Origin of the sequence: Ensifer adhaerens, from assembly GCF_013283195.1 — a bacterium.
In the GTDB taxonomy this organism is placed as follows: domain Bacteria; phylum Pseudomonadota; class Alphaproteobacteria; order Rhizobiales; family Rhizobiaceae; genus Ensifer; species Ensifer adhaerens_G.
In genome coordinates, this window is the sequence record NZ_JABEKT010000001.1 from 730,160 (window position 1) to 755,371 (window position 25,212).

The window sequence follows — 25,212 nt, forward strand, 5'->3', positions numbered from 1 at the left end:
AGGAAGCTGCAGTTGGAAAAACACAAGACGTCGGACGCTACGGACGGGCAGAAGCAGCGCGGCTACCGCCTGCACAATGCCACCATTCCTGCGCGCCCGCTCGATGTTGCACTTTATCTCGTGGCGACGCCGATCGGCAATTTGGGCGACATTACCTTGCGTGCGTTGGAAACGCTTGCGGGCGCTGATGTGCTCGCCTGCGAGGACACGCGCGTGACCCGCGTGCTGCTCGACCGCTACGGCATCGTCAATCGGCCCTATGCCTATCACGAGCACAACGCCGACGAGGTCGGCCCGCGGTTGCTGGCAGCTCTTGGCGAAGGCAGGTCGGTGGCGCTGGTCTCCGATGCCGGAACACCACTGGTCTCCGATCCCGGCTACAGGCTGGCGCAACTGGCCATCGAGGCCGGCCACCGCGTCGTGCCAATCCCCGGCGCCTCGGCGCCGCTTGCAGCCCTCGTCGGTTCCGGTCTGCCGAACGATGCCTTTCTCTTTGCCGGCTTCCTGCCGACAAAGGACAAGGCCAAGCGCGATCGGCTGCAGGAGCTGGCGGCGGTGCCGGCGACGCTGATGTTCTTCGAATCGCCACACCGGATCGCGGCCACGGTAACGGCTGCCGCCGCCGTGCTCGGCGAAAACAGAAGGGCGACGGTCTGCCGCGAACTGACAAAGACCTTTGAAGAGTTCCGCCGCGGTACGCTGGGTGAGCTCAAGGCGTTCTATGACGACGCCGGCGCGGTCAAGGGCGAGATCGTGTTCGTCATCGGCCCGCCGGATGCGCCGCCGGAGCCGGAGGCCGCCGACGTCGACGCGCTGCTCGTCCGGCTGATCGCCGACATGTCGACCGGCAAGGCGGCGACCGAAGCCGCCAAACAGACGGGCCTTCCGCGCAAGGAGCTTTACGACCGGTTGCTGGAACTGAAGGACCGCGATGGCGACTGACGGCCCCGATCGACGCAAGCTTCAGGCTCAGAGGCGCGGTCGGTTCGCCGAGTATCGCGCGGCCCTTTGCCTGATCGTCAAGGGCTATCGCATCGTCGCCATGCGCTATCGCACCAGGCTCGGCGAAATCGATATCATCGCCAGGCGGGGCGATCTCATTGCCTGCGTCGAGGTCAAGGCCCGCCGCTCGGCTGACGACGGCGTCTTTGCCGTCACCGCAACAGCGCAGCACCGCATTCGCGCCGCCAGCGATCTCTGGCTCGCGCGCCAGCCCGATTTCGTCAGGCTTTCCGTGCGTTACGACATCATCACGGTGACACCCTGGCGCTGGCCGCGGCATCTGCCCGATGCGTTTTGAACCGACGCCGGACGAGGGAAAATGATTGTGGTGTTCCGCCTGCATTCCGTCTTGGAACAAATTTGCGAATTTGTAATCGTCCCGACATAAAAGCGTTACCGGCCTGTCATGGAAGGCCACTAGTCCACTGCCATCCGCAATCCGGTGGAGAGGACCAGTCATGTTCAAGAAAATTTCGCTCGCAGCTTTCACCCTTGCTTTTTCGGCAACCTCGTCGCTTGCCGCAACCGATATTACCTGGTGGCACGGCATGGCCGGCCGCAACGGCGAAGTCATCAACGAGATCTCGCAGAAGTTCAACGAAGCCCAGAGCGCCTGCGCGCTGACGCCGGTTTCGAAGGGCACCTATGAGGAAGCGCTGGCTTCCGGCATCGCCGCATTCCGCTCGGGCGAACAGCCCAACATCCTGCAGGTCTTCGACGCGGGCGCCGCGACCATCATCAACGCCAAGGGCGCCGTCGTTCCTGCCGAAGACCTCATCATCAAGGCCGGCCATACCTTCGACCGCAACGCTTTCATTGACGGCGTGCGCTACTTCTACGCTGACAGCGAAGGCAAGTTCGTCGGCATGCCGTTCAACTCCTCGGCGCCGATCATGTACGTCAACGACGAAGCCCTGAAGAAGGCCGGCGTCGAAGCCCCGAAGACCTGGGAAGAGTTCGAGGCCGCTGCACCCAAGCTGAAGGCTGCCGGCTACATCCCGCTCGTTCAGTCGCAGCTGACCTGGCAGTTCACCGAGAACTTCTTCTCGCGCAACAACATCCAGTTCGCCACCAACAACAACGGCTACGACAGCGTCGTCGACACCACGTTGAAGGTCACTGACCCGAACCTCATCATGATGTTCGACAAGCTCAAGGCCTGGAAGGACGAAGGCTACTTCGCCTTCTACGGCGCCGGCTGGAACGACAACCAGAAGGTCTTCGAAGAAGGCAAGGCTGCATTCTGGATCGGCTCGTCCGGTTCGTTCGGCGGCCTGCAGAAGACGGCGCAGATGCCGTTCTCGGCAACGTTCCTGCCCTATTGGAACGCCATCGAGGGTGCCGGCACCAACTCCTTCATCGGTGGTGCTGCCCTGTTTGCGATGTCGGGCAAGACCGACGAGGAAAACAAGTGCGTTGCCGACTTCTTCCAGTTCCTGACCTCGCCTGAAATCCAGTACTTCTACCACAAGGCTACCGGCTACGTGGCCATCACCAAGGCAGCCTACGAACTTGCCCAGAAGGACGGCTACTACAAGGAAAAGCCGGTTGCGGAAGTCGGCATCAAGCAGCTGATGCTGCCGGCTGGTGACTGGTCGAAGGGCTACCGCCTCGGCTTCTACCCGCAGATCCGCGAGATCATGGAGCGCGAATACGGCCGCATTTTCTCCGGTGAAACCACCGTCAAGGACGCCTTCGACACCATCGAGAAGGAAGGCAACGACCTGCTCGCCCGCTTCGCCAAGACGGCCGGCTGATCTCGATGACAACTGGAACGGAACGCCTCCCCGCGACGCGGGGAGGGACTGCAACGGATGGGCGTCGCTCGGGCGCCCTCCGGCTGTTCGGCGGCAAGGCGAAGGGCGGCGATGAAGCGGCCAAGCGCGTGCAATTCTCTTCGCCCTACCTGCCCTACCTCTTCCTGGCGCCGCAACTGGCGATCATCTTCGTATTTTTCTATTGGCCGTCGATTCAGGCGATCCAGTCGTCCTTCTATCTGGAAGACCCCTTCGGCTTCGGCTCGACCTTCGTCGGCATGGCGAACTACACCGACGTGCTGAAATCCGGCGAGTATCTGGGTATCGCGCGCTTCACGGCGATCTTCACCGCGCTCGTCACCTTCTTCGCGCTGTCGATCGGCCTGCTGCTGGCCGTCAAGGCGGATGGCGTCATCCGCGGCAACGCCAGCTACAAGACGCTGCTCATCTGGGTCTATGCGATCGCGCCGCCGGTTGCCGGCCTGATCGGCATGATGTTCTTCGACCAGCATATCGGCCCGATCGTCGAACTTGCTCGATGGTTCGGCTGGGACATCAAGGTCGGCCTCAACTATTCCGATACTGCCTTCGCGATGATCGTCGTCTCGGTCTGGAAGCAGATCCCCTACAATTTCATCTTCTTCCTCTCCGGCCTGCAGGGCATCCCGGTGGCGGTGCGCGAGGCCGCGGCGATGGATTGCCGCTCGGGCTTCCGTCGCTTCTGGACGGTGATCCTGCCGCTGCTCGCACCGACCGCCTTCTTCCTCCTGATTATCAACGTCACCTACGCGCTGTTCGACACCTTCGGCGTCATCGACGTGATGGTGAAGGACAAGGCGGCGAATAATCCGATCACCCTTGTCTACAAGGTCTACATGGATGGTTTCCGCGGCAACGACCTCGGCGGCTCCTCGGCCCAGTCGGTCATCCTGATGCTCATCGTCTTCGTTCTCACCATCTTCCAGTTCCGCTTCATCGAGCGGCGCGTGCACTACAATTGAGGCGGGGCCGATGTATCGCACCAAGTTTTTCGACCACGTCATCCTGCTCTTCGGCGTCTTCATCATGGTGGCGCCTGTCGTGGTCGCCTTCATGACCTCGACACACGAGGCGGCCGATATCCACCGCAACGGCCTCAGCCTCACCTGGGGTGGTCACTTCGTCGAAACCTACGAGACGGTTCTGACCCGCAAGGGCGGGTTCACGGGCAAGATCACCGGTCTCAACATGATGATGAACTCGATGATCCTGGGCCTCGGCTTCGCGGTCGGCAAGATCGTCCTGTCGATGCTGGCCGCCTATGCGATCGTCTATTTTCGCTTCCGGCTCGGCACCTTCTTCTTCTGGATCATCTTCACGACGCTGCTGCTGCCGCTCGAAGTGCGCATTCTTCCGTCCTATGAAGTGATGAACACGCTGAAGCTGACCAACACCTATACCGGCCTGATCGTGCCGCTGCTGGCGTCGGCGACGGGCACCTTCTACTTCCGGCAGTTCTTCAAGTCGGTGCCGGATGAGCTGCTCGAGGCGGCGCGCATCGATGGCGCCGGGCCGTTCAAGTTCTTCATCGACGTGCTGGTGCCGCTGTCGCGCACGATGATGGCGGCGATCTTCATCATCATGTTCGTCTATGGCTGGAACCAGTATCTCTGGCCGACATTGATGACCACCGACGAAGGCTTCTTCACGCTGGTGCGCGGCATCAAGCAGATCCTGCTCGTCTGGGTCGGCTCCAACATCCCCGATTACAACGAGGCCTTTGCGCTGGCGATCCTCGCCATGCTGCCGCCGGTGCTGATCGTGGTGATCTTCCAGCGCTGGTTCATCAAGGGCCTGACGGAAAGCGACAAGTAGACAACGCTGCGGCGGGATCGTCCTCGCCGCGCGCTCAAACGCAATTTTACCAACGGAGGCAGCCATGGCGGCCATCACCATAGCCGAGGTCTCGAAGATCTATACCGGCAACGTCGAGGCGGTGAAGTCCGTCTCGATCGATATCGAGGACGGCGAATTCATCGTGCTGGTCGGTCCATCCGGCTGCGGCAAGTCCACGCTCCTGCGCATGGTCGCGGGGCTTGAGGGCATCTCGAAGGGCACGGTGAAGATCGGCTCGCGCGTCATCAACGAGGTTGACCCGGCCGAGCGCGACATCGCCATGGTGTTCCAGAACTATGCGCTCTATCCGCATATGACCGTCTACCAGAACCTCGCCTACGGTCTGAAGAACCGCAAGACGCCGAAGGCCGAGATCGACGCGCGCGTCGCGGAAGCCGCGCGCATGCTGGAGATCGAGCCCTATCTCGACCGCAAGCCGCGCGCGCTTTCCGGCGGCCAGCGCCAGCGTGTCGCCATGGGCCGCGCCATTGTGAGAAAGCCGGCGGCGTTCCTCTTCGACGAACCCCTGTCCAATCTCGATGCGAAGCTGCGTGTCTCCATGCGCGGCGAGATCAAGCGGCTGCAGAAGCGCCTCGGCACCACGTCGCTCTACGTCACCCACGACCAGCTGGAGGCGATGACGCTTGCCGACCGGCTCGTGGTGCTGAACGGCGGCCGGATCGAGCAGATCGGCCGTCCGCTCGATGTCTATCATCGCCCGGCCTCGACCTTCGTCGCGAGCTTCATCGGCTCGCCGGCCATGAACCTGATCAAGGGCAATATCAAAGGCGCAAGCCTGCATATCGGCGCCTACCGGATCGAGCTTGGCGATCATGCTCCGGTCGAAGGACCTGTAACAGTCGGCCTGCGCGCCGAGGATCTGAGGCTTGCCGGCGTCGGCGAGGACGCGATGCTGTTCCAGGTCGACTATGTCGAGGAGCTGGGCGCACAACGCCTCGTCCACGGCACCCTCGAGGATCAGGCGCTGACGGTGGCGCTTTCTCCCGAAATCCCGCTCTCCGGCGATCTCGCCGTGACCATCGCGACAGACCGCCTGCATTTCTTTTCGCCCGACAATGGCAAGCGACTGGAGCGCGGCGCGTCGTTCGCCAATATGGGCGAAAGCGCACGTCCCCTCAGCCTGGAGCCGGCATTGTGATCGAAAAGACCGTCAGCATCCTTGCCGTGCCGTCGCAGGAAACCCGCGCCGGTTTCACGGCGATCGAGCGCTCGATCGCGGCCCACGACGCCGTGCTGGCGACGTTGCCCGAGATGAGCAGCATCGAAATCGGCGGCGAACCATCGTCGCGTGAACCGCTGTCCTACCCGTTCACCGTTGCTGCCTGGAACCTGGAACGCTGCCTGTTTGCGCCGGAGAGTGCGGCCCATCTGGCGGCAACCGCAGCGCCGGTCGTTCTGCTTTCGGAAATGGACAACGGCATGGCCCGCACCGGCCAGCGCCACCCGACGGCAGAAGTCGCCGCCATCCTTCAGATGCAATATGCCTATGGTGTCGAGTTCATCGAGCTTGGCCTCGGTTCCGATACGGAACTGGAATTCTGCAAGGACGATTTTAACGCGAAGGGCTTTCACGGCAACGCACTGATGGCCGCGGTGCCGCTCGCGCGACTGTTCATGCTCCGTCTCTGGGGCGAGCGGCCCTGGTTCATGGATGGCGGCGACCAGCCGCGTGTCGGCGAACGTTTTGCCGTCGGTGCGGTGATCGAGACCGAAGCCGGCCCCTTCGTTGCAGTCTCCACCCATCTCGAAAGCGCCACAACGGCGCCCTACCGCGAGCGGCAGGTCAATGAACTCATCGATGCGCTCGATGAAGCCTTCCCCGACATGCCGGTCCTGATCGGCGGCGATCTCAACACTGGCAACCATGCCGGCGGCGATTTCGAGGCCGAAGGGCTGTTTGCCATGAGTGCGGCGCGCGGCTTCACCCGCCATGGCGGACCGATCGATCAGATGACCACCCGCCCCAGCCTGATCACACGCTGGCCGGAGCGGGCGATGAAGCTCGACTGGTTTCTGTCACGGGGCCTGAAGATCGGCGAAAGCCGGATCATTTCCTCGCTCGACGCAAACGGCCGCCCGCTGTCTGATCATGATCTCATCACCTGCGTCGTCGAGGGCTTCGAGTAGCCTTGCCTAAGGCGGGTCCGCATTCTACATGTTGCGGGCTCTTTTGGAGCGGGGCGATGAAAAGGGTGTGCGACCTTCTGCACGACCCCGCTCTAACGTATTAGATTCGATCGCGATCTTGGACGAACTGATCCAATGTCATCGTGATCCAACGGGGACGGGAAGATGGCGAAAATCGTCAATGTCGGGGTCCAGATGGACCATGTTTCGGGCATCAATATCGCGGGCGATTCCACCTTCGCGATGAGCCTCGAGGCACAGGCCCGCGGCTACCGGCTCTTCCACTATACCCCCGAGAAGCTGTCGCTGCGCGACGGCAAGGTTTTCGCGACGACGCAGCAGATGACGCTTCGCGACGTCAAAGGCGACCACTTCACGCTCGGCGAGCCCGAGCGGCTCGACCTTTCGACAATGGACGTGATCATGCTGCGGCAGGATCCGCCCTTCGACATGGCCTACATCACCTCGACCCACCTGCTCGAGCGCCTGCATCCGAAGACGCTTGTCGTCAACGACCCGGCCTGGGTGCGCAATTCGCCGGAAAAGATCTTCGTCACCGAATTCGCCGACCTGATGCCGAAGACGTTGATCACCCGCGACGCGGCCGAGATCGCGCGTTTCCGCGAGGAGATGGGCGACATCATCCTGAAACCGCTCTACGGCAATGGCGGCGCCGGCGTGTTCCACTCGGCGCGTGACGATCGCAACATGTCGTCGCTGCTCGAAATGTTCGGCCAGATGTTCCGCGAACCCTTCATCGCGCAGGAGTATCTGCCGGCGGTGCGCAAGGGCGACAAGCGCATCCTGCTCGTCGACGGCGAGCCGGTGGGAGCGATCAACCGCGTGCCGGCGGAACACGACGCCCGCTCCAACATGCACGCCGGTGGCCGGCCCGAGCCGACCGAACTGACGGCGCGCGAAAAAGAAATCTGCGCCCGCATCGCCCCGGCGCTGAAGGAGCGCGGCTTCCTCTTCGTCGGTATCGACGTCATCGGCGACTACATGACCGAGATCAACGTGACGTCGCCGACCGGCATCCGCGAAGTCAAGAAGTTCGGCGGCGCCGATGTTTCCAGCCTGCTTTGGGATGCGATCGAGCGCAAGCGCGCCTGACGCTTGGCGCGCAACAGCGCGGTTTGCGATAGCGACATGGACGAAACAGCACCGTGCTCTAAGCGGACCTGAGGGATCGCACAGCAAGGGCGGTGCCTCGACCGTTCATTCGGCCTTCCGGTCGTACCCCGCCACCCGAAGCGGGTGACGTTCGGTGAATGCAATGTTCTATTATTGTTCTTGTTTTTGTACGTGTTCCGTGCAAGATTTTCCGCTGCAACCAAAAGGGTTGCGGCGGCACGGCGGGCCGCCCCGTTGAAAGAGGCGGTGATGGTTGCGCGTGTCAGTACGATTGCATTCCAGGGAATAGAAGGCGTGCCGGTCGACGTTCAGGTGATGGTCGCGCCCGGACGGGTCGGCATGCAGATCGTCGGTCTGCCAGACAAGGCTATCGCCGAAAGCCGCGAGCGGGTGCAGGCAGCCCTTCATGCATCTGGTCTGGCGCTGCCGGCAAAGAAAGTCACCGTCAATCTCGCGCCCGCGGACTTGCCGAAGGAAGGCAGCCACTTCGATCTGGCGATCGCGCTTGGCCTGATGGCGGCACTCGGCGCCATCCCCGGCGATGCGCTTGCCGGCTATGTGGTGATCGGCGAGCTTAATCTCGACGGCACGGTCGCCGCTGTCGCCGGCGCGCTGCCAGCGGCAATCGGCGCCAATGCGCTCGGCAAGGGATTGATCTGCCCGGCCGAAAGCGGACCGGAGGCGGCCTGGGCCGGCGCCGACATCGATATTCTGGCACCCCGCAGCCTGATCGCCGTCGCCAATCATTTCCGGGGAACGCAGGTGCTTTCCCGGCCCGAGCCGGCCATCCGCGCCGGTGCCGCGGATCTGCCCGATCTTGCCGATATCAAGGGGCAGGAGAGTGCCAAGCGCGCGCTCGAAGTGGCGGCAGCCGGCAACCACAATCTCTTGATGATCGGCCCACCGGGCTCGGGCAAATCGATGCTGGCTTCGCGCCTGCCGTCGATCCTGCCGCCGTTGACCCCGGCCGAACTGCTCGAAGTCTCGATGATCCACTCGATCGCCGGGCAACTTCCGGGCGGCAAGCTATCCGACCGGCGGCCGTTCCGCACCCCGCATCATTCCGCCACCATGGCGGCCATGATCGGTGGCGGCTTGCGCGCCAAACCCGGCGAGGCGTCGCTCGCCCACAACGGCGTGCTGTTTCTTGACGAGTTTCCGGAGTTCACGCCGCAGGTTCTCGACGCGTTGCGCCAGCCGCTGGAAACGGCCGAATGCATCATTGCCCGTGCCAACCACCGGGTCAGCTATCCCGCCGCAATCCAGCTGGTGGCGGCGATGAACCCATGCCGGTGCGGCATGGCGGGTGAACCCGGCCGCAGTTGCGCCCGCGGACCGCGCTGCATGAGCGATTACCAGGCGCGCATCTCCGGCCCGCTGATGGACCGGATCGATCTTCGCATCGACGTGCCGGCCGTCAGTGCCGCCGACCTGATCCGGCCGATGGCGGCAGAGGCGAGTTCGGTCGTGGCGCGACGTGTGGCCCGCGCCCGCGAGCTGCAGCTCGATCGCTTCGTCGCGCTCGGCAGTCGCGAATCCACAAGCAACGCCCGTTGCTCGACGGCGATGATCGAGCGCATTGCCGAGCCCGATGCGTCGGGGCTGCAATTGCTGCGGGACGCGGCCGAGAAGCTGAAGTTTTCCGCGCGCGGTTATCATCGCGTGCTGAAGGTCGCGCGCACGCTTGCGGATCTCGACGGGGCGGCGACGGTCGGTCGCGTTCATCTTGCCGAGGCGATTTCCTACCGCATCGCCGGCGAGCGTCTGCAGGCGGCGGCGTAAAGCTATCGTCGGGTGCGGTGTCTGTTACCGCAGGTGCGGCAGTCGGCGTCCTTGCTTTCATACCGCCGCCTGAAAAGCATCGCCGAGCAACAAAAAGGGCGCCACAGCGCCCTTTCGTGTATCGCCTATAGCAAAACGCTTACGCGCCCAGACCGTCGAAAAGCACTGTCGAAAGATACCGTTCCGCAAAGGACGGAATGATGACGACGATGTTTTTGCCGGCGTTTTCCTCGCGTTGGCCGATCTCGATGGCCGCGGTGAGCGCAGCACCCGAGGAGATGCCGACTGGCACGCCTTCGAGCCTGGCGACGAGCCGCGCGATCTCGACGGCTTCGCCGCTGTTGACGGTGACGACTTCGTCATAGATGCCGGTGTCGAGGATCGCGGGCGCAAATCCGGCGCCGATGCCCTGGATCTTGTGCGGGCCGGGGTTGCCGCCCGAAAGCACAGGCGATTCCTCGGGCTCGACGGCAATCACCTTGATCGACGGCTTGCGCGCCTTCAACACCTGGCCGGCGCCGGTGATGGTGCCGCCGGTGCCGATGCCGGAGACGAAAATGTCGACTGCGCCGTCGGTGTCGTTCCAGATTTCCTCAGCCGTCGTCTTGCGGTGGATTTCCGGGTTGGCCGGGTTTTCGAACTGCTGCGGGATGATGGCATCCGGCAGCGTCTCGACGAGTTCCTGCGCCTTGGCAATCGCCCCCTTCATGCCCTTGGCGCCCTCGGTCAGCACGAGTTCGGCGCCAAGCAGCGCCAGCATCTTGCGGCGCTCGACCGACATGGTTTCCGGCATGGTCAGGATCAGCTTGTAGCCCTTGGCGGCGGCGACGAAGGCAAGCGCGATACCGGTATTGCCCGAGGTCGGCTCCACCAGCGTGGTGCGACCGGGTACGATCTTGCCCTGCGCTTCCAGGCTCTCGATCATGGCGACGCCGATGCGGTCCTTGACCGAAGCGATCGGGTTGAAGAATTCGAGCTTGGCGAGAAGGTTGGCTTTGACGCCCTTTTCCTTGGCAAGCTTGTCGAGCCGCACGATGGGAGTGTCGCCGATCGTTTCCGTGATCGAGGAATAGACGCGGCCGCGGCCGGGCTTGCGCGTGTCAGACATTGAGTTTCTCCCTTGGGTTCGATCTGGTTGGTTGTGACAATAGGGACAATGCTCGTTCTATTCCAGAACGGTAACCGCGACGGGGCGATCCGCCGAAGGAAAAAACACCGGCGTAAGTGCTTTCAAGGGAATGTTTTTTCAGGCAGCGCGGGTGGCGATATAGGCCGCAGTGCCGGCAAGCACGCCTGCCGCAACCCGGTTCAGCGCCTGCAACGCCTTCGGCTGCTTGAGCAACGTGCGCGCCCGGGCAGCAAGCAGGATATAGGGCAGAAGCACGGTCAGCAGCACAAGGAAGGTCGCGATCAGCAACAGCCCGTATTCGCGCGGTCCGATCACGGCGATGTCGATCAGCGTCGGAACCAGCGCCACATAAAACAGCATGGTCTTCGGATTGCCGAGCGTGACGAGCAGACCGGAAAGGAACGATATCGACATGCTCTTGGACGTCTTCGCCTTGATGTCCTGTGGCAACAGGCCTGATGTCCAGAGCTTCCAGGCGATGTAGCCGAGGTAGAGAACGCCGGCGAACTTGACGATCAGGAAGGCGGTGGTGAAGGTCTGGGCGATCAGCGCCAGGCCGAGCACCACGGCGGTCAGGTAAACCATGTCGCCGACGATCAGGCCGAGTCCCATGAAGAAGGTCTCGCGAAAGCCGGAGCCGAGCGCCCGTGCGACGAGCGCGGTCACGCCGGGGCCGGGAATGATGGCCGCGATGAACAGAGCGCCACTATAGGCAAGCAGGGCTGCAAGCGTCATGATCGTTCCTCATGGGTGGCGACGCCGCTTTTTAACGCAGAGCGTCGAAAATGGAAATCGGGATTGGCGGGCGGGCGGCAATTTCGCGACAAAATTGATCGGGTGACAAGTCCGGCATTGTCCGGGCTCTGCGGATGCGTAGAGCTTTGGCAGACACTCAATGAAGGCGCCCTCATGCCCGAGCTCCAGAACCTCATCGGCTTTGCCCTTATTGCCCTCGGCATGGTGCTGACACCAGGGCCGAACATGATCTACCTGATCTCTCGCTCGATCAGCCAGGGGCCGGCCGCGGGCCTGATCTCGCTTGGCGGCGTCGCGCTCGGCTTTGTCGTCTACATGATCTCCGCGGCTCTCGGCATCACCGCGCTGCTCCTAGCCGTGCCTTTCGCCTATGACGCCCTGCGGCTGGCCGGTGCCGCCTATCTCGTCTATCTCGCCTGGCAGGCGGTCCGACCCGGCGGGCGCTCGCCGTTCCAGGTCAAGAACCTGCCGAAGGACGGCCCGCGCAAGCTGTTCCTGATGGGGTTTCTGACGAGCCTTCTGAATCCGAAAGTCGCCGTCCTCTATCTCTCGCTTCTGCCGCAGTTCATCCGCCCGGAGGCGGGCAACGTGCTCGCGCAGTCGATGATCTTCGGCTCGATCCAGATTGCCACCAGCGTCACGGTCAATGCGATGATCGCGCTTGCCGCAAGCTCGATCGCCGCCTTCCTGGCCGGTCGCCCGATGTTCATGGTGGTACAGCGCTGGGCGATGGGCACGGCTCTGTTCGGCTTCGCCGTCAGCATGGCCGCCGAGGCGCGCCGCTGACGGGCCTCGGCCAAGGTCTCTCCTATTCGAACATCGGCCGCATGAAGCTGCGTTCGTAGCTGACGATGCAGCGTGTCTTTTCGCCGTAGGCGAAAGCCTCCAGGCATTCCGGATCCTTGGCCATCTTCTCGCGATAGATCTCGTATTCGGCGAGGCTGGGGAAGGTGAAGAGCGCCAGCGCGATGTTGTTGGCGCCCTCGTGCGGCATGAAGTAGCCGTGGTGGGTGCCACCCAGCCGGTTGACGAGCGGTATCCAGAGTTTGGCGTAGTGCTCGAACTCGGCCAGCTTGTAGGGGTCGATAACGTATTTCAGATAGCAGGTGATCATGCGGTTCTCCCTTCGCGTCTGCGCTTGATAGGGGAGGCGATCCGAAGTTTCCAGCCGAGATTCATGCCGGCAGCAGCCAGCAGGATGGCGATCGATCCGAGGATCTGGATCGGCTGCAGCGCATGCCCGAAGGCGAGACGATCGACGACGATGGCGGCGATCGGGTAGATGAAGGACAAGGCCCCGGTCATGTGCGTCGGCAACCTCTGAATGGCGCCATAGAGCAGCACGTACATGATGCCGGTATGGATGACGCCGACGGCAATCAGGATCGACCATTGCTCGGCACCGGAAGGGGTGGGGGCGGCAAGGGCCATCGGTGCCAGCATCAGCGTTCCGGTCACCACCTGGATCAGGGCGATCAGGTGCGGCGGCGTTCCCTTGAGCAGCTTGGTGAGCAAGGCCGCGATCGCGTAGAAGAAGGCAGCACCGATCGAAAGCGCGATGCCAACAAGATAATCATCCGGCGCAAAGCCGCCGCCGGGCTTGGCCGAGATGATCGCCAGCATGCCGGCAAAGGAGATCGACAGCCAGAAGACCTTGGTCGCGGTGATCTTTTCGCCGAGGAACAGGGCGCCGAGCCCGAGAAGCATGAACGGCTGGGTGTTGTAGACCATCGTCGCGATCGAGATCGACGCATGCGAATAGGCGGCAAACAGCAACAGCCAGTTGACGACGATGGCGATGCCGCCGGCAATCGACAGCAGCACGACCCGCCGGGTGAAATGGCGCCGGTCGAGGAGGCCGAGCATGGCCGCGATCGCCACCAGCGTCACCGCGCCGAAAACGCAACGCCAGAAGACGACGCTGGTCACCGGCTGACCTGACATCAGCACGAACCAGCCGATCGTGCCCGATATCAGCATCGCCGCCGTCATTTCGGCACTGCCTCTTTTGATGTCTGCGCCCATGGCGATCACTCCTCGATTGATGGCCCAAGATTAATCGGCATCATCAGCAGTTTATATGGAAGATCGCAGGCATTTAGGTTATTTTACCTAAACATCGAAGACGGTTTCGATGTTTTGGCTTATGAGGTTTGCCGATGCTGGATGAACTCGATCGCCGCATTCTGGATATCCTGGCCGCAAATGCGCGCGTGTCGCTGAAGGAGCTGGCGCAGCAGGCGGGCCTGTCCTCGCCCAGTGCCGCCGAGCGCCTGCGCAAGCTGGAGGAGCGCGGCGTGCTCGACGGTTTCACCATCGCCCTCAACCCTGTGAAGCTCGGCTATCCCCTGCAGGCGATCATCCGCGTCCGGCCGATGCCGGGCATGCTGCATATCGTCGAGAAACTGATCCAGGAGACGCCGCAGGTCGTCGAATGCGACAAGGTCACCGGCGACGACTGTTTCATCGCCAAGCTGTTCGTGCGGGATATGGCGGAGCTGGACACGCTGCTCGATCGCATCGCCGAGAAGGCGCAGACCAACACGTCGATCGTCAAGTCGACGCCGGTGAAGCGGCGCTTGCCGCCGCTTATCTGATCGGGCTTTTCAGATCATGCAATTGCGGACGGGCAACCGCTTCGCGCTTTTCCTGGAAATGCTTCAGACGCCGGTCGAGCCGAAGCCACCGGCGCCGCGTTGCGTCTCGCTGGCGCTGTCGGCCTCGCGCACGCTCACCTGCGTCACCGGCGCAATCACCATCTGCGCGATGCGCATGCCGCGCTCGATGACGAAATCCGCGTCACCGAGATTGACGAGCAGCACCTTCACTTCGCCGCGATAATCGCTGTCGATCGTGCCCGGCGTGTTGAGGCAAGTGATGCCGTTCTTGAAGGCAAGGCCGGATCGCGGGCGGATCTGCGCCTCATAGCCCGCCGGGATCTCGAAGATGAAGCCGGTCGGCACCAGCGCCCGTTTTCCCGGTGCAAGCGTCATCGGCTCGTTTGCGCCAACTGCGGCGCGCAAATCCATGCCGGCTGCACCCTCGGTCTCATAGGCCGGCAGGTCCAATGCCTCGGCATGCGGCAGGCGAATGAGGGTCAGGGCGGGTTTTGTCTGGGGCGTGTGCATGGTCATTGATCCATAAGCCGGGCGCTCGCAGCACCGGTCAATTGCATAATGAGGGCCGAGCCTGTAAAGACGCCGCAACTCACAGGATTCTACGATATGGCCGAAAGTCTCGCCGAGGCGGTATCCCGCCGCCGCACATTTGCGATCATCGCCCACCCCGACGCGGGTAAGACCACCCTCACCGAAAAGCTGCTGCTGTTCGGCGGCGCCATTCAGCTCGCCGGCGAAGTCAAGGCCAAGAAGGATCGCATCCAGACCCGTTCGGACTGGATGAAGATCGAGCGCGAGCGCGGCATCTCGGTCGTCACCTCGGTGATGACCTTCGAATATGGCGGCAATGTCTTCAACATCCTCGACACGCCCGGTCACGAAGACTTCGCCGATGACACCTATCGCACGCTGACGGCGGTCGATGCCGCGGTCATGGTCATCGACGCCGCCAAGGGTATCGAGCCGCGGACGCTGAAGCTGTTCGAAGTCTGCCGCATGCGCGACATACCGATCATCACCTTCGTCAACAAGATGGACCGCGAGAGCCGCGACCCCTTCGAGATCCTCGATGAGGTCGAAGAAAAGCTGGCGCTCGACTGTGCGCCGGTGACCTGGCCGATCGGTCGCTCCAAGACCTTTTGCGGTTCCTACCACCTTGCCGACAACACCGTGCGCGGCGCCGATACGCAGGAAGTGCTGACCCGGGTCAACGGTCCCGAGATGGTCGCCCACCGCCTGCCGGAAAACGAACGCGAGGCCTTCATCGAAGAGACGTCGCTGGCGATCGAGGCCTGCAAGCCGTTCGACAAGAAGGCCTTCCTCGAAGGCCATCTGACGCCGGTATTCTTCGGCTCGGCGCTCCGCAACTACGGTGTGCGCGACCTGATCAATGCGCTTGGCGAGATCGCCCCGCCGCCGCGCGACCAGGTCGCCGATACGCGTACCGTACATGCGACCGACGACAAGATGACCGCCTTCGTCTTCAAGATCCAGGCGAACATGGACCCGAACCACCGCGACCGCATCGCCTTTGCCCGTGTCTGCTCCGGCAAGCTCGAGCGTGGCATGAAGGCGCGTCTGGCGCGCACCGGCAAGCAGCTGGGCCTGAGCGCCCCGCAGTTCTTCTTCGCTTCGCAGCGCCAGCTGGCCGATACGGCCTATGCCGGCGACGTTGTCGGCATTCCGAACCACGGCACCTTGCGCATCGGCGATACGCTGACGGAAGGTGAACATCTGGTCTTCCAGGGCGTGCCGAACTTCTCGCCGGAAATTCTGCGGCGCGTGCGGCTCGAAGATGCGATGAAGGCGAAGAAGCTGAAGGAAGCGCTGCAGCAGATGGCCGAAGAGGGCGTCGTTCAGCTGTTCTCGCCGGAAGACGGCTCGCCGGCGATCGTCGGCGTCGTGGGCGCGCTGCAGCTCGACGTTCTGAAGGAGCGCCTGCAGGGAGAATACGGCCTGCCGGTGTCGTTCGAAATGTCGCGCTTCTCCGTCTGCCGCTGGATTTCGTCCGACCAGCCCGCCGAACTCGACAAGTTCGTCACCGCCCGCCGCGGCGATATCGCTCGCGATCTCGACGGCGACCCGGTTTTCCTGGCGCAGGACAGCTTCTCGCTGCGTTACGAGGCCGAGCGTTACCCGGCGATCAAGATGGTCGCGATCAAGGAGTACCACGTCGCCAAGGCGGCGTGATCGATACCACTCTCAGCCGGCGGCATACGCCGGCTGACCCCCAGCCGTTCAGGGAGTGTGGCCCCTCAGAGGGTCGACATGCGCAGAGCCAGCACCAGCTGTGTCACCCGGAGGGTGACGAAGGCATAGATCGCCAAAAGCAGGATCTGCAGCGCCAGATGCCGACGCACCTTCGACAGCCTGTGCAGGCCATCCGCCAGATTGAGCAGAAATAGAACGACGCCGATGGTGGAGACGATGTAACCCGCCACGGCGGTGTTCGGCAGCCCCTTGATATCGAGGGTGCGACCGTTCTCGACCGCATGCATGCCGGCGGCGATCACCAGCGTCGCGACCACCAGGTTGCGCACGTGGCGAAAGATCTCCTCGAGCCCGCCGTTGTCGAACAGCATCCGCCGCGCCAGGCTGAATTTCGAACGCATGCCTTCTGTCATCGTCGCCTCTTGTTGAGTGCATAAACCTTCAGATCAGCCTTGATCCAAGGGCGTAACCCTGTGGCATATCCGGTGAGCGGCGGTGTCGCGCCCGATGTCTACGCGCACGCTGCCTCTTGCCGCGATGCCGCGATGCCGCGATGCCGCGATGCCGCGATGCCGCGATGGTATGTCCGCCTGGCCCTGCGTCAAACACTTTCGCTGCGCGCTGCCTGCCCGCGGGACGCAAGGGCAAAGCGCGGTGCGCTTCGGCTGAGCTGCGCCGACGTCGGGCGAATGTGCCAGGTGGCGCCGATGGCCTCCTCGAGGGCCGCAACAAGCTCGGCCATATCCGCAGCCGCGGTTTCATGCAGCGCTTCTGCGACGATGAGGGCTGACGTCGTCTGCGGGCGGATCGCCGAATGGCCGCTTTGCCGGTTGGTCCACCGGCGCGCATGGGCGCATCCCGCCGCGTCGCGAAAGATCACTTCATCCGGTTCAGGGTGCTCCGTGTCGCCGGAGAAGGTGGCGTAGACCTCGTCCCCTTTCGCACGGGTCACTTCTAGATCGCCGTCGATGCGCGAAAGATCGAAGACGGCGATGGGAATGGCAAAGGCCAGCGACACGGCGTTGCAAAGGTCGATCAGCGGATGGATCGACGGCAGGTCGCCCTCTTTCCGGAACCGGCGCAGCAGGGCTTCCGATGCGCAGCGATACTGCGTCGGCTTCAAGTCCATTCTGGAAAACGTCCGGCGCCAGGCCTGAATTTCCAAGAGTTCGCCTTCCGCACGCGTTGCAAGGAAGGTCCTGGCGATCGCTTGAAACCGCGCAACGGCGTCGGCGACCGAAACGTCGCTGCTGATACCTTCGACATGGAGCGCACCCGCCGCAAGCTCGGGAAAATCGCGCCAGATGCTGTCTGAATGCTGGAAATGCATGGAATGCCTCGAAAGAAGGGGATGAGAATGGCGTCAGATCTGGGCCTGACCGGCAGTCTTGGACCGGAGATGCGGCATGGCAAGGCTGAGGACGGCGACAAGCACGCAGCCGATGCCGGCGAGCTGGTTGATACTGACGGGTTCGCCGAGAAGAACGAAGGCCAGCAAGACGGCGGAGACGGGCGCGAGAGCGGTAAAGACCGAGGCTTCCGTTCCGCTGACCCTGGCGGAACCCGCGTACCAAAGGATGAAGCCGGCGACCGTGGGTACCAGGGCATAATAAAGCACGGCCGCCAGAGATTGCTCCGCGACGCCCTGCATCGAAGGAACCTCGAAGAGAGCGGGGACGATCGCCACGGCAACGCCCATGCCGGCCATGATGGTTGAAAGGGCGAGAGGCGCGATCGGCGTTCGGATACGCTTGTTGATCAAGATGAACAGCCCTTCGCAAACCACCGCGCCAAAGACGAGCGTGATGCCGAGGGCAGAATGGGATGTGCCTTCGCCGGGCCGAAGCACGATCGTCAGAACGCCCGCTGCCGCCAATCCGATCGCGATCAGGGTCGACCGGCTGGGGCGTTCGCCGAGAAGCAGGATGGCGATGGCAGCGGAGACGACCGGAAGCGTGCCGATGACGACGCCGGCATCCGTCGCCGAACTGTAGCGCAATCCGGCAATCAGAAGCGTCGTATAGCCGACGCTGCCGGCGCCTGCCTGCAGGAAGAGGATCAACCACTCGCGCCGTTCAAGCCTTGGCCAGGGCGTCCGTGTCAGGCGCATCAGGGCGAGGAACAGCGGAAAGGCGACAGCAAAGCGTAAGGCCGTGGCAACAAAGGGCGGCAGGCCGGAAGCGATCAGCTTGCTGGCGATCACTGTGCTGCCGACCATGATCATCGCCAGCGAAAGATAGAGATATCCTTGAAATTTTTCCGACATGCGGCCACTCCTGCGTTGGTGCGCAAGAGACCTCATCCAGGTCTTTCGGTCTTGAACGGAATTGCAGGCGGCGATGCCGTTTGTGCGGAAATGTTCGGCGGGCCTGCATCAATGACCCGCACGAAAACGAGAGTTCAAGGCACGGCCTTGGCTCAGTGGAAGGAACCGGCGTAGGCGCCGGGCGAGATGCCGTATTTGCGCACGAAGATCCGCGTCATGTGGCTCTGGTCGGCAAAGCCGCCTTCCGCCGCGGCCTCGGCCAGCGGCATGCCGCTGGCGATCAGCCGCCGCGTCAGATCGATCCGGCGCTGCACGAGATAGGCATGCGGCGTCAACCCGAAGCTTTTCGAAAATCCGCGCACCACCTGAAACCGGCTGAGGCCCGCTGCCTGTGCAAGATCGGTCAGGGTGACGGGGACGGCCGGATCTTCGTCGATCAGGCTCTGCGCCCTGGCGACCGCCGACGGCACGTGCCCGCCATGGCATTGCCCGTCCCGCTCGTGCATTACGTCGGCCAGCAGCAAAAGCGTGCACTCCTCGTCGAGCATCTCGCCTCGATCGCCACCGGGCGCGGTGATCGCGCTGAAGAGGGTCTGAAAGTGTCTCGACGTCCGCACATCATGGAAGGCGGGGGCGGTGAACTCCGCAATCCGCGTCCGGCCCTGGCTGATGTCCTCCATGGCGTTGCCGATCACGGCAGGGTCGAAATAGAGCATCCGCCACGACCGACCGGCATCGCCGATCGGCATGCCGTCATGGACCTCGCCGGGGTTGACCGTGATCATGTCGCCCGCACCCGCTTCGACCACGCCGCGGCCGCTCAGCGATTTCTGAGCGCCCTGGTGGATGAGGCCGATGCCGAATTGCTCATGGGTGTGGCGTGCAAACACGTGCCCCGACGAGGCAGCGACGGCCTCGACGCCGGCAATGCGGCAACGGAGTATCGTGAACTTGCCCTTTGTCATCGCCACGCCTGTTCGGGCACCGACGGCCCGTCGGATGTATCTGTCTTTCTCTTACAACGGCCGCGGCTTTCCGGCCATGGGGATCGGCCAAAACTGCCGGCCGGATCTGCCGGGCGGCGCGACGAAAGGCACCGGCCGGGGCTGATGCTTTCGCCCTTGCGGCGTTGCAATCGGCGTCCGCATGGGTAAATTCCGCCGTCGAAAGACGATGACGACCGGAGAATTGCCGAATGCTGGACCTGCGCCTTCACTTCCTCGAAGCCGATGGATCCCTTGCACCCTGGCGCGAGACGATTCTCAACGACGTGCGGACGACGGCTGAGCGTGTCGGCGGCAGCGTTTCAGCATCCGACAGGTCCGCACCCGTCGATGTCCTCGTCGAGCGCCGGCCGGGGGAAACGATTCCGGAGCTTGGTTTGTCGGGCGCCTGCTACCGCCGTGGGCTCGTCACGGTCACGCTGGATCCGGATAACCCCAACTTCGAGACCAACCTCGTAAGAGGCGAATTCCGAAAGACACTTACACACGAACTTCACCATTCCTTCCGCCACGCGACTTGCGGCTATGGTCTCAGGCTGGGAGAGGTGCTCGTCACCGAAGGCCTGGCCGACGCCTTCGACGCGGAAATCAACGGTGGCGACGGCAATCCGTGGAACCACGCTATTCCCGCGCAAGACTGGTTGGGGCTTATCGAGCGGGCCGAACTGGAGCTGTGGGCTGACGGCTACAACCACAGCGCCTGGTTCTTCGGCTGGAGCGGACAAGGTAGCCCGCTGCCGCGCTGGGCCGGCTACTCGATCGGCTACCATCTCGTGAAGACCTACCTGGCCGCCAATCCGGACGCCCGTCCGTCGCGGATGACGGCGACCCCGGCGCCCGAGGTGATCGGCCGGGCGTGGGCGCATCTGAAGGCCAGGATAGCGATCGCCTGACGTCGATCAGTCCCGGTCGTGACCGGGCAACGTGCCGACGCTGTGGATCCAGGGCAGGGCGGAAGAACGCCAGATCTGTGATTTGGGAGCAAGGTCGCGGCGCTGATTGATCGTGCCGAGGCGAATGCCGACCTCTTCGGCGTCCTCATCCGTGCCGGTGGTGTAGACCGGCGAACCGCAGTTCGGGCAGAAGAACTGCAGGCGCTTGCGGCCGTTTTCCGCGGTCTTGACGTAAAGCTTCGGCTCGCCACCGGTGAGCCGGAAATTTTCGCGCGCTGTCCCCGCACTCACGCGGTAGGCCGTTCCCGTCAGCTGCTGGCAATCGGTGCAGTGGCAGATCGCGACATCGTCCGGATCGATGTCCGCCTCATAGGTCACGAAGCCGCAATGGCATTGTCCGTCGATCCGCATGGCACAGCCTCCCTGAAAGGCCATAACCTAGGACGGAGACGCGCGTCCGTCCATCGTGCTTGCGCCGGAGGCGATCGGCCTAGAGCGCTTCATCTTTAAACGGAAGCATTCTGCCGGAAGGAATTTCGGCCAGAACCAAGTCGGCTGGCGAAGAGCGCAGCAGAAGCTGCGGTCGAGACGGACGCCGCCGGTAATGGCCGAAATTCATCCGGCCCTTCGGGTTGGCTGAAAACGGCCGTCCACTGTGTCGGATGGCTTGACCGATGGGTCCGCATCGCTCTGCGCCATCCTTCGTGTGGAACGGCCGTTTTGAGCCAACAGAATCGCTTCCGTTTAAAGATGAAACGCTCTAAACGCCGGTAAACAGCCACTCGTGTTCGCGGGCGTTGTGGAATTTCCACACCCGCTTCGGCCCGGCCATGACGTTGAGATAGTAGACGTCGTAACCGTGTACGGCGGCAACCGGGTGATATCCCCTCGGTACCAGCGTCACGTCGCCGTCTTCCACGGCCATGGTCTCGTCCAGCGAGCGGTCGTCGGTATAGACGCGCTGCATGGCAAAACCCTGCGGCGGGTTCAGGCGGTGGTAATAGGTCTCTTCCAGATAGCTCTCGGCCGGCAGATCGTCCTGATCGTGCTTGTGCGGCGGGTAGGAAGAGGTGTGTCCGCCCGGCGTGATCACTTCGACCACCAACAGCGACTGGGCGGAGCTGTCGTCCTCGGGCATGATGTTGGTGACATAGCGGGTGTTGGTGCCCTTGCCGCGCGTCATCTGCGGGTGCGTGCCCGGCTTGATCACCTTGGCCTTGAAACCGTCGCCGCCGGGGGCCGAGCAGATCGCGAGATCGAGATCGGTCGTCGCCGCCACCTGCCAGCGGCTGCCCTTCGGCACGTAGACGGCATAGGGCTGTCCCTCGAAGGGTGTCATGCGCTCGCCAAGCTCGCCGAAGTCCTCGCCATCGACCGAAATCTTCGCCTTGCCGGTGACCAGCACGAGGCAGATCTCCTTGTCGCCGGCCTCGCCGTCAGCCGTCTCGCTCGGCTTCAGCCGGTTGAGCGCGAAGCCGACATAGGTCCAGCCGGCGCTTTCCGGCGTGACGTTCTGCATCAGGCCGGAGTTGGCCTTCGGTTTGACGAGCAGCTTGGACATGTGACGGTCTCCTGATTCATTTTATCGAGCGCGCCGAGTCTTTGGCTTGCCCCTCACCCTAACCCTCTCCCCGCAGGCGGGGAGAGGGGACTTTCGCGCTTACCGTTTCTCTTCTCCCATATCGCGGGAAACCTGGACGGTGCGGCATACCCCTTCTCCCCACGAGCGGGGAGAAGGTGGCGGCAGCCGGATGAGGGGCGGCTACGCCCGGTCCAAGCCCGCTTCCTTGGCAAACGCCTTCAGCGACTTCAGCCCCAGCGACTGATACTCGAAGGGGTTGCGCACGGCCGAGTCCTGTTCGGCCTCGATCACCAGCCAGCCATCGTAATTGTGCTCGGCGGCGATTTTCAGGACGGGCAGGAAATCGACGCCGCCTTCGCTGTCGCCGGGAACGGTGAAGACACCGCGGCGCACACCCTCGAGGAAGGAGAGGCCTTCGCCTTCGACGATCTTGCGCACGGCGGTGCGGACGTTCTTGCAATGGATGTGACGGACGCGGTGCATGTACTTCTTCGCGACCTCGGCCGGGTCGGAGCCGCCGAACCAGGCGTGACCGGTGTCGAGCAGGAGCTTGGTCGCCGGACCGGTGTTCTGCATCAGGAGGTCGATTTCCTCGCCGGTCTGGACGATCGTGCCCATGTGGTGGTGATAGACGAGATCGATGCCCTGGTCGGCGCAATATTGCGCGATCGCCTCAAGGTCGGCGCCGAACTTCTTCCACTGGTCCGCCGGCAGCACCGGCTTGTCGTTGGCCACCGATTTGCTGTCGTCGCCATGGATGGCGTTCGAGGTCTCGCAGACGATCGCTACCTTGCAGCCGTTGTGCTTCAACAGGTCGAGATGCGGCTGGATCGCCTTCTTCTCCGTTTCGACGTCGTGGGTGAGCAGGTTGGTCGAGTGCCAGCCGGAAACGAAGACCAGGTCGTAGGAGGCAAGTTTCGCCTTCAGCGCTTCCGGGTCGGAAGGCATCTTGTGGCCCTTCTCGATGCCGTCGAAGCCGATCTTCTGGCAATCGGACAGGCAATCCTCGAGCGTCAGATGCGCGCCGATCGAATGGTCGTCGTCGTTGCTCCAGGCGATCGGGTTGGTTCCGTAGCGGATCATGTTTCTTCACTTTCTGATGCCATCCGCAACCATGCGGACAATGGACGTGGAAAAGCGCCTGCGATGGGGTCGCAGGCGCCGGATTGTTTGTTCTCAGCCGAAGCGTTGCGACGCGAGCGCCTTCTCGTAACCCTTGCGGGCCTCGTTGACCTGGGCGCGGTCCGAAACCTCGGGGACCGCGACATCCCACCAGTGGCCGCCTTCGTCGGTGGTAACAAGCGGGTCGGTGTCGATGACGATGACGGTGGTGCGGGCTTCGCCGGCCGTTTCCTTCAGAGCCGATTCCAGCTCCGAGATCGAGCCGACCTTGCGCGTCAGCGCACCCATCGCGCCGGCATGGGCGGCGAAATCGATCTGCGGCAGTTCGACATGGTGCGTATCGGCGAGCAGGTTGTTGAAGTTGGCGCCGCCGGTTGCCATCTGCAGCCGGTTGATGCAGCCGTAGCCGGCATTATCGAGCAGCACGATGGTGATCTTGGCGCCGAGCATGATCGACGAGGCGATCTCGGAGTTCAGCATCATGTAGCTGCCGTCACCGACCATGACGATGACGTCGCTATCCGGCCGGGCGAGCTTGGCGCCGAGGCCGCCGGCGACTTCATAACCCATGGTCGAGAAGCCGTATTCCATGTGGTAACCCCCAGGCGTTTCCGCCTGCCAGAGCTTGTGCAGCTCGCCGGGCAGACCGCCCGCCGCGCAGACAAGCACAGTGTCCGCTCCACCGCGGGCGCGCTGGACGGCGCCGATCACCTGTGCATCCGACGGCAGCGTCGCATTGGTGGTCGCCGTCGCCTTGTCGGCGGCTTTCAGCCACTCGGTCTTTCCGGCCCTGGCCTTGTCGGTCCAGGCGGCGTCGACCTTGTGGTTGCCGAGCCCGGCGGAAATTCGCTCGAGGCCGATGCGTGCGTCAGCCACCAGCGGCAGCCCCTCATGCTTGGCGGCATCGAACGGCTGGACATTGAGGCCGACAATCTTCAGGCCCTCGTTCTTGAACAGCGCCCAGGAACCGGTGGTGAAATCCTGCAGCCGTGAGCCGACGGCGAGCACGACGTCGGCAGCCTCCGCCAGCTGGTTGGAGGCCGACGTGCCGGTCACGCCGACGGAGCCCATGTTGAGCGGGTGGCTGTGCGGCAGAGAGGACTTGCCGGCCTGGGTCTCGACGACGGGAATGCCGTGCTTTTCCGCAAAAGCGGCCAGCGCCTTGCTGGCTTCCGAATAGAGCACGCCGCCGCCGGCGATGATCACCGGGTGTTTCGCCGCCTTCAGCGCCGCAATCGCCGCTGCCAGTTCGTCGGCATCGGGCTCGATGCGGCGGGAAGACCAGACCTTCTCGTCGAAGAAGGCTTCCGGATAGTCATAGGCTTCCGCCTGCACGTCCTGGCAGAGCGAAAGCGTGACCGGCCCGCAATCGGCCGGGTCCGTCAGCACCTGCATGGCGCGGCGCAACGCCGGGATGATCTGCTCGGGCCGGGTGATGCGGTCGAAATAGCGCGAGACCGGACGGAAGCAGTCATTGGCCGAGATCGTGCCGTCGGCAAAACCTTCCACCTGCTGCAACACCGGATCGGGCCGGCGATTGGCGAAGACATCGCCGGGCAGGAACAGGACCGGCAGGCGGTTGACATGGGCAAGCGCCGCCGAGGTCACCATGTTGAGCGCGCCGGGGCCGATCGAGGTGGTGCAGGCCATGAAGCGGCGACGGAAGCTCGCCTTGGCAAAGGCGATCGCCGCATTGGCCATGCCCTGTTCGTTCTGGGCGCGGTAGGTCGGCAGCGTGTCCTTGATGCCGTGCAACGCCTCGCCGACGCCGGCGACATTGCCGTGGCCGAAGATGGCGAAGACGCCGCCGAAGATCGGCACCTTGTTGCCGTCGATGACGGTCATCTGGCGGGTCAGGAACCGCGCCACGGCCTGTGCCATGGTCAGGCGCACGGTCTTCTGGCTCATACTCTGTTTCCTCCTCGTGGCGAAA

26 protein-coding genes are annotated in these 25,212 nt (G+C 63.3%); 13 read left to right on the top strand and 13 right to left on the bottom strand.

Annotated elements, in window-relative coordinates; translation table 11 throughout:
- Positions 1 to 12: 12 nt before the first annotated feature.
- From rsmI to LPJGGPFB_RS03470, 9 genes are all read left to right on the top strand, one after another.
- On the top strand, positions 13 to 942 hold the full coding sequence (gene rsmI / locus LPJGGPFB_RS03430; protein WP_173418746.1) for a 16S rRNA (cytidine(1402)-2'-O)-methyltransferase: 930 nt from the start codon (positions 13 to 15) through the stop codon (positions 940 to 942).
- Complete coding sequence (locus LPJGGPFB_RS03435) at positions 932 to 1,300, top strand: YraN family protein (RefSeq protein WP_173418747.1); 369 nt, start codon at positions 932 to 934, stop codon at positions 1,298 to 1,300. The genes rsmI and LPJGGPFB_RS03435 overlap by 11 nt, the downstream gene beginning before the upstream one ends.
- A gap of 160 nt (positions 1,301 to 1,460) precedes the next feature.
- Positions 1,461 to 2,759 carry an extracellular solute-binding protein gene (locus LPJGGPFB_RS03440; RefSeq protein ID WP_173418748.1) on the top strand — a complete coding sequence of 433 codons (1,299 nt, stop codon included), beginning with the start codon at positions 1,461 to 1,463 and terminating at the stop codon, positions 2,757 to 2,759.
- 5 nt (positions 2,760 to 2,764) lie between these two features.
- The gene (locus LPJGGPFB_RS03445; protein ID WP_234902759.1) at positions 2,765 to 3,760 is read left to right on the top strand and encodes an ABC transporter permease subunit; all 996 of its coding nucleotides are present in this window, start codon (positions 2,765 to 2,767) and stop codon (positions 3,758 to 3,760) included.
- 10 nt (positions 3,761 to 3,770) lie between these two features.
- Positions 3,771 to 4,613, top strand: a complete 843-nt coding sequence (gene ugpE / locus LPJGGPFB_RS03450) for a sn-glycerol-3-phosphate ABC transporter permease UgpE (RefSeq protein ID WP_173418749.1) — start codon at positions 3,771 to 3,773, stop codon at positions 4,611 to 4,613.
- A 64-nt stretch (positions 4,614 to 4,677) separates the two neighbouring features.
- Positions 4,678 to 5,793 carry a sn-glycerol-3-phosphate import ATP-binding protein UgpC gene (locus LPJGGPFB_RS03455; RefSeq protein ID WP_173418750.1) on the top strand — a complete coding sequence of 372 codons (1,116 nt, stop codon included), beginning with the start codon at positions 4,678 to 4,680 and terminating at the stop codon, positions 5,791 to 5,793.
- A complete protein-coding gene (locus LPJGGPFB_RS03460) occupies positions 5,790 to 6,782 on the top strand; it encodes an endonuclease/exonuclease/phosphatase family protein (protein WP_173418751.1) in 993 nt (330 codons plus the stop codon). The genes LPJGGPFB_RS03455 and LPJGGPFB_RS03460 overlap by 4 nt, the downstream gene beginning before the upstream one ends.
- Before the next feature lie 165 nt (positions 6,783 to 6,947).
- Positions 6,948 to 7,895 carry a glutathione synthase gene (gene gshB, locus LPJGGPFB_RS03465; protein WP_173418752.1) on the top strand — a complete coding sequence of 316 codons (948 nt, stop codon included), beginning with the start codon at positions 6,948 to 6,950 and terminating at the stop codon, positions 7,893 to 7,895.
- Between the two features lie 270 nt (positions 7,896 to 8,165).
- On the top strand, positions 8,166 to 9,698 hold the full coding sequence (locus tag LPJGGPFB_RS03470) for a YifB family Mg chelatase-like AAA ATPase (protein WP_173418753.1): 1,533 nt from the start codon (positions 8,166 to 8,168) through the stop codon (positions 9,696 to 9,698).
- A 139-nt stretch (positions 9,699 to 9,837) separates the two neighbouring features.
- Here LPJGGPFB_RS03470 and cysK read toward each other — a convergent pair whose 3' ends face one another.
- Together cysK and LPJGGPFB_RS03480 are read right to left on the bottom strand one after the other, a co-directional pair.
- The gene (cysK, locus tag LPJGGPFB_RS03475; RefSeq protein WP_173418754.1) at positions 9,838 to 10,806 is read right to left on the bottom strand and encodes a cysteine synthase A; all 969 of its coding nucleotides are present in this window, start codon (positions 10,804 to 10,806) and stop codon (positions 9,838 to 9,840) included.
- Positions 10,807 to 10,944: 138 nt separating this feature from the next.
- A complete protein-coding gene (locus LPJGGPFB_RS03480; protein WP_173418755.1) occupies positions 10,945 to 11,562 on the bottom strand; it encodes a LysE family translocator in 618 nt (205 codons plus the stop codon).
- A 174-nt stretch (positions 11,563 to 11,736) separates the two neighbouring features.
- Here LPJGGPFB_RS03480 and LPJGGPFB_RS03485 point away from each other — a divergent pair, with 174 nt between their 5' ends.
- The gene (locus tag LPJGGPFB_RS03485) at positions 11,737 to 12,369 is read left to right on the top strand and encodes a LysE family translocator (protein ID WP_173418756.1); all 633 of its coding nucleotides are present in this window, start codon (positions 11,737 to 11,739) and stop codon (positions 12,367 to 12,369) included.
- Positions 12,370 to 12,391: 22 nt separating this feature from the next.
- Here the strand turns inward: LPJGGPFB_RS03485 and LPJGGPFB_RS03490 are convergent, their stop codons facing one another.
- Complete coding sequence (locus tag LPJGGPFB_RS03490) at positions 12,392 to 12,697, bottom strand: NIPSNAP family protein (protein ID WP_173418757.1); 306 nt, start codon at positions 12,695 to 12,697, stop codon at positions 12,392 to 12,394.
- Entirely contained in the window at positions 12,694 to 13,608 is a 915-nt protein-coding gene (locus LPJGGPFB_RS03495; protein WP_173418758.1) for a DMT family transporter, read from the bottom strand. Before LPJGGPFB_RS03495 ends, LPJGGPFB_RS03490 begins: the two co-directional genes overlap by 4 nt.
- A 134-nt stretch (positions 13,609 to 13,742) precedes the next feature.
- On the opposite strand from LPJGGPFB_RS03495, the gene LPJGGPFB_RS03500 reads away from it, so the two are divergent.
- Positions 13,743 to 14,180, top strand: coding sequence for an Lrp/AsnC family transcriptional regulator (locus LPJGGPFB_RS03500; protein ID WP_173418759.1), 438 nt, complete (start codon positions 13,743 to 13,745; stop codon positions 14,178 to 14,180).
- A 63-nt stretch (positions 14,181 to 14,243) separates the two neighbouring features.
- On the opposite strand, the gene dut is transcribed toward LPJGGPFB_RS03500, so the two are convergent.
- Entirely contained in the window at positions 14,244 to 14,711 is a 468-nt protein-coding gene (gene dut, locus LPJGGPFB_RS03505; protein ID WP_173418760.1) for a dUTP diphosphatase, read from the bottom strand.
- A 96-nt stretch (positions 14,712 to 14,807) separates the two neighbouring features.
- On the opposite strand from dut, the gene LPJGGPFB_RS03510 reads away from it, so the two are divergent.
- On the top strand, positions 14,808 to 16,391 hold the full coding sequence (locus LPJGGPFB_RS03510; RefSeq protein WP_173418761.1) for a peptide chain release factor 3: 1,584 nt from the start codon (positions 14,808 to 14,810) through the stop codon (positions 16,389 to 16,391).
- A gap of 65 nt (positions 16,392 to 16,456) precedes the next feature.
- Here LPJGGPFB_RS03510 and LPJGGPFB_RS03515 read toward each other — a convergent pair whose 3' ends face one another.
- The 4 genes from LPJGGPFB_RS03515 to LPJGGPFB_RS03530 all read right to left on the bottom strand — a co-directional run bounded on the left by LPJGGPFB_RS03515 (position 16,457) and on the right by LPJGGPFB_RS03530 (position 19,643).
- Positions 16,457 to 16,825, bottom strand: a complete 369-nt coding sequence (locus LPJGGPFB_RS03515) for a hypothetical protein (RefSeq protein WP_173418762.1) — start codon at positions 16,823 to 16,825, stop codon at positions 16,457 to 16,459.
- A gap of 188 nt (positions 16,826 to 17,013) precedes the next feature.
- Entirely contained in the window at positions 17,014 to 17,742 is a 729-nt protein-coding gene (locus LPJGGPFB_RS03520) for a B3/B4 domain-containing protein (protein WP_173418763.1), read from the bottom strand.
- 33 nt (positions 17,743 to 17,775) lie between these two features.
- Positions 17,776 to 18,678, bottom strand: coding sequence for a DMT family transporter (locus LPJGGPFB_RS03525; protein ID WP_173418764.1), 903 nt, complete (start codon positions 18,676 to 18,678; stop codon positions 17,776 to 17,778).
- Positions 18,679 to 18,830: 152 nt separating this feature from the next.
- Positions 18,831 to 19,643 carry an AraC family transcriptional regulator gene (locus LPJGGPFB_RS03530; RefSeq protein WP_173418765.1) on the bottom strand — a complete coding sequence of 271 codons (813 nt, stop codon included), beginning with the start codon at positions 19,641 to 19,643 and terminating at the stop codon, positions 18,831 to 18,833.
- Between the two features lie 230 nt (positions 19,644 to 19,873).
- On the opposite strand from LPJGGPFB_RS03530, the gene LPJGGPFB_RS03535 reads away from it, so the two are divergent.
- Positions 19,874 to 20,575 carry a DUF2268 domain-containing putative Zn-dependent protease gene (locus LPJGGPFB_RS03535; RefSeq protein ID WP_173418766.1) on the top strand — a complete coding sequence of 234 codons (702 nt, stop codon included), beginning with the start codon at positions 19,874 to 19,876 and terminating at the stop codon, positions 20,573 to 20,575.
- Between the two features lie 6 nt (positions 20,576 to 20,581).
- On the opposite strand, the gene LPJGGPFB_RS03540 is transcribed toward LPJGGPFB_RS03535, so the two are convergent.
- The 4 genes from LPJGGPFB_RS03540 to iolD form a co-directional block, all read right to left on the bottom strand.
- Positions 20,582 to 20,986, bottom strand: coding sequence for a GFA family protein (locus LPJGGPFB_RS03540; RefSeq protein ID WP_173418767.1), 405 nt, complete (start codon positions 20,984 to 20,986; stop codon positions 20,582 to 20,584).
- A gap of 349 nt (positions 20,987 to 21,335) precedes the next feature.
- The gene (iolB, locus tag LPJGGPFB_RS03545) at positions 21,336 to 22,136 is read right to left on the bottom strand and encodes a 5-deoxy-glucuronate isomerase (protein ID WP_173418768.1); all 801 of its coding nucleotides are present in this window, start codon (positions 22,134 to 22,136) and stop codon (positions 21,336 to 21,338) included.
- A 201-nt stretch (positions 22,137 to 22,337) separates the two neighbouring features.
- Positions 22,338 to 23,240 (bottom strand): myo-inosose-2 dehydratase, encoded by a 903-nt coding sequence (iolE, locus tag LPJGGPFB_RS03550; protein ID WP_173418769.1) that lies wholly within the window; start codon positions 23,238 to 23,240, stop codon positions 22,338 to 22,340.
- 93 nt (positions 23,241 to 23,333) lie between these two features.
- Entirely contained in the window at positions 23,334 to 25,187 is a 1,854-nt protein-coding gene (iolD, locus tag LPJGGPFB_RS03555) for a 3D-(3,5/4)-trihydroxycyclohexane-1,2-dione acylhydrolase (decyclizing) (protein WP_173418770.1), read from the bottom strand.
- Between the last annotated feature and the right edge of the window lie 25 nt (positions 25,188 to 25,212).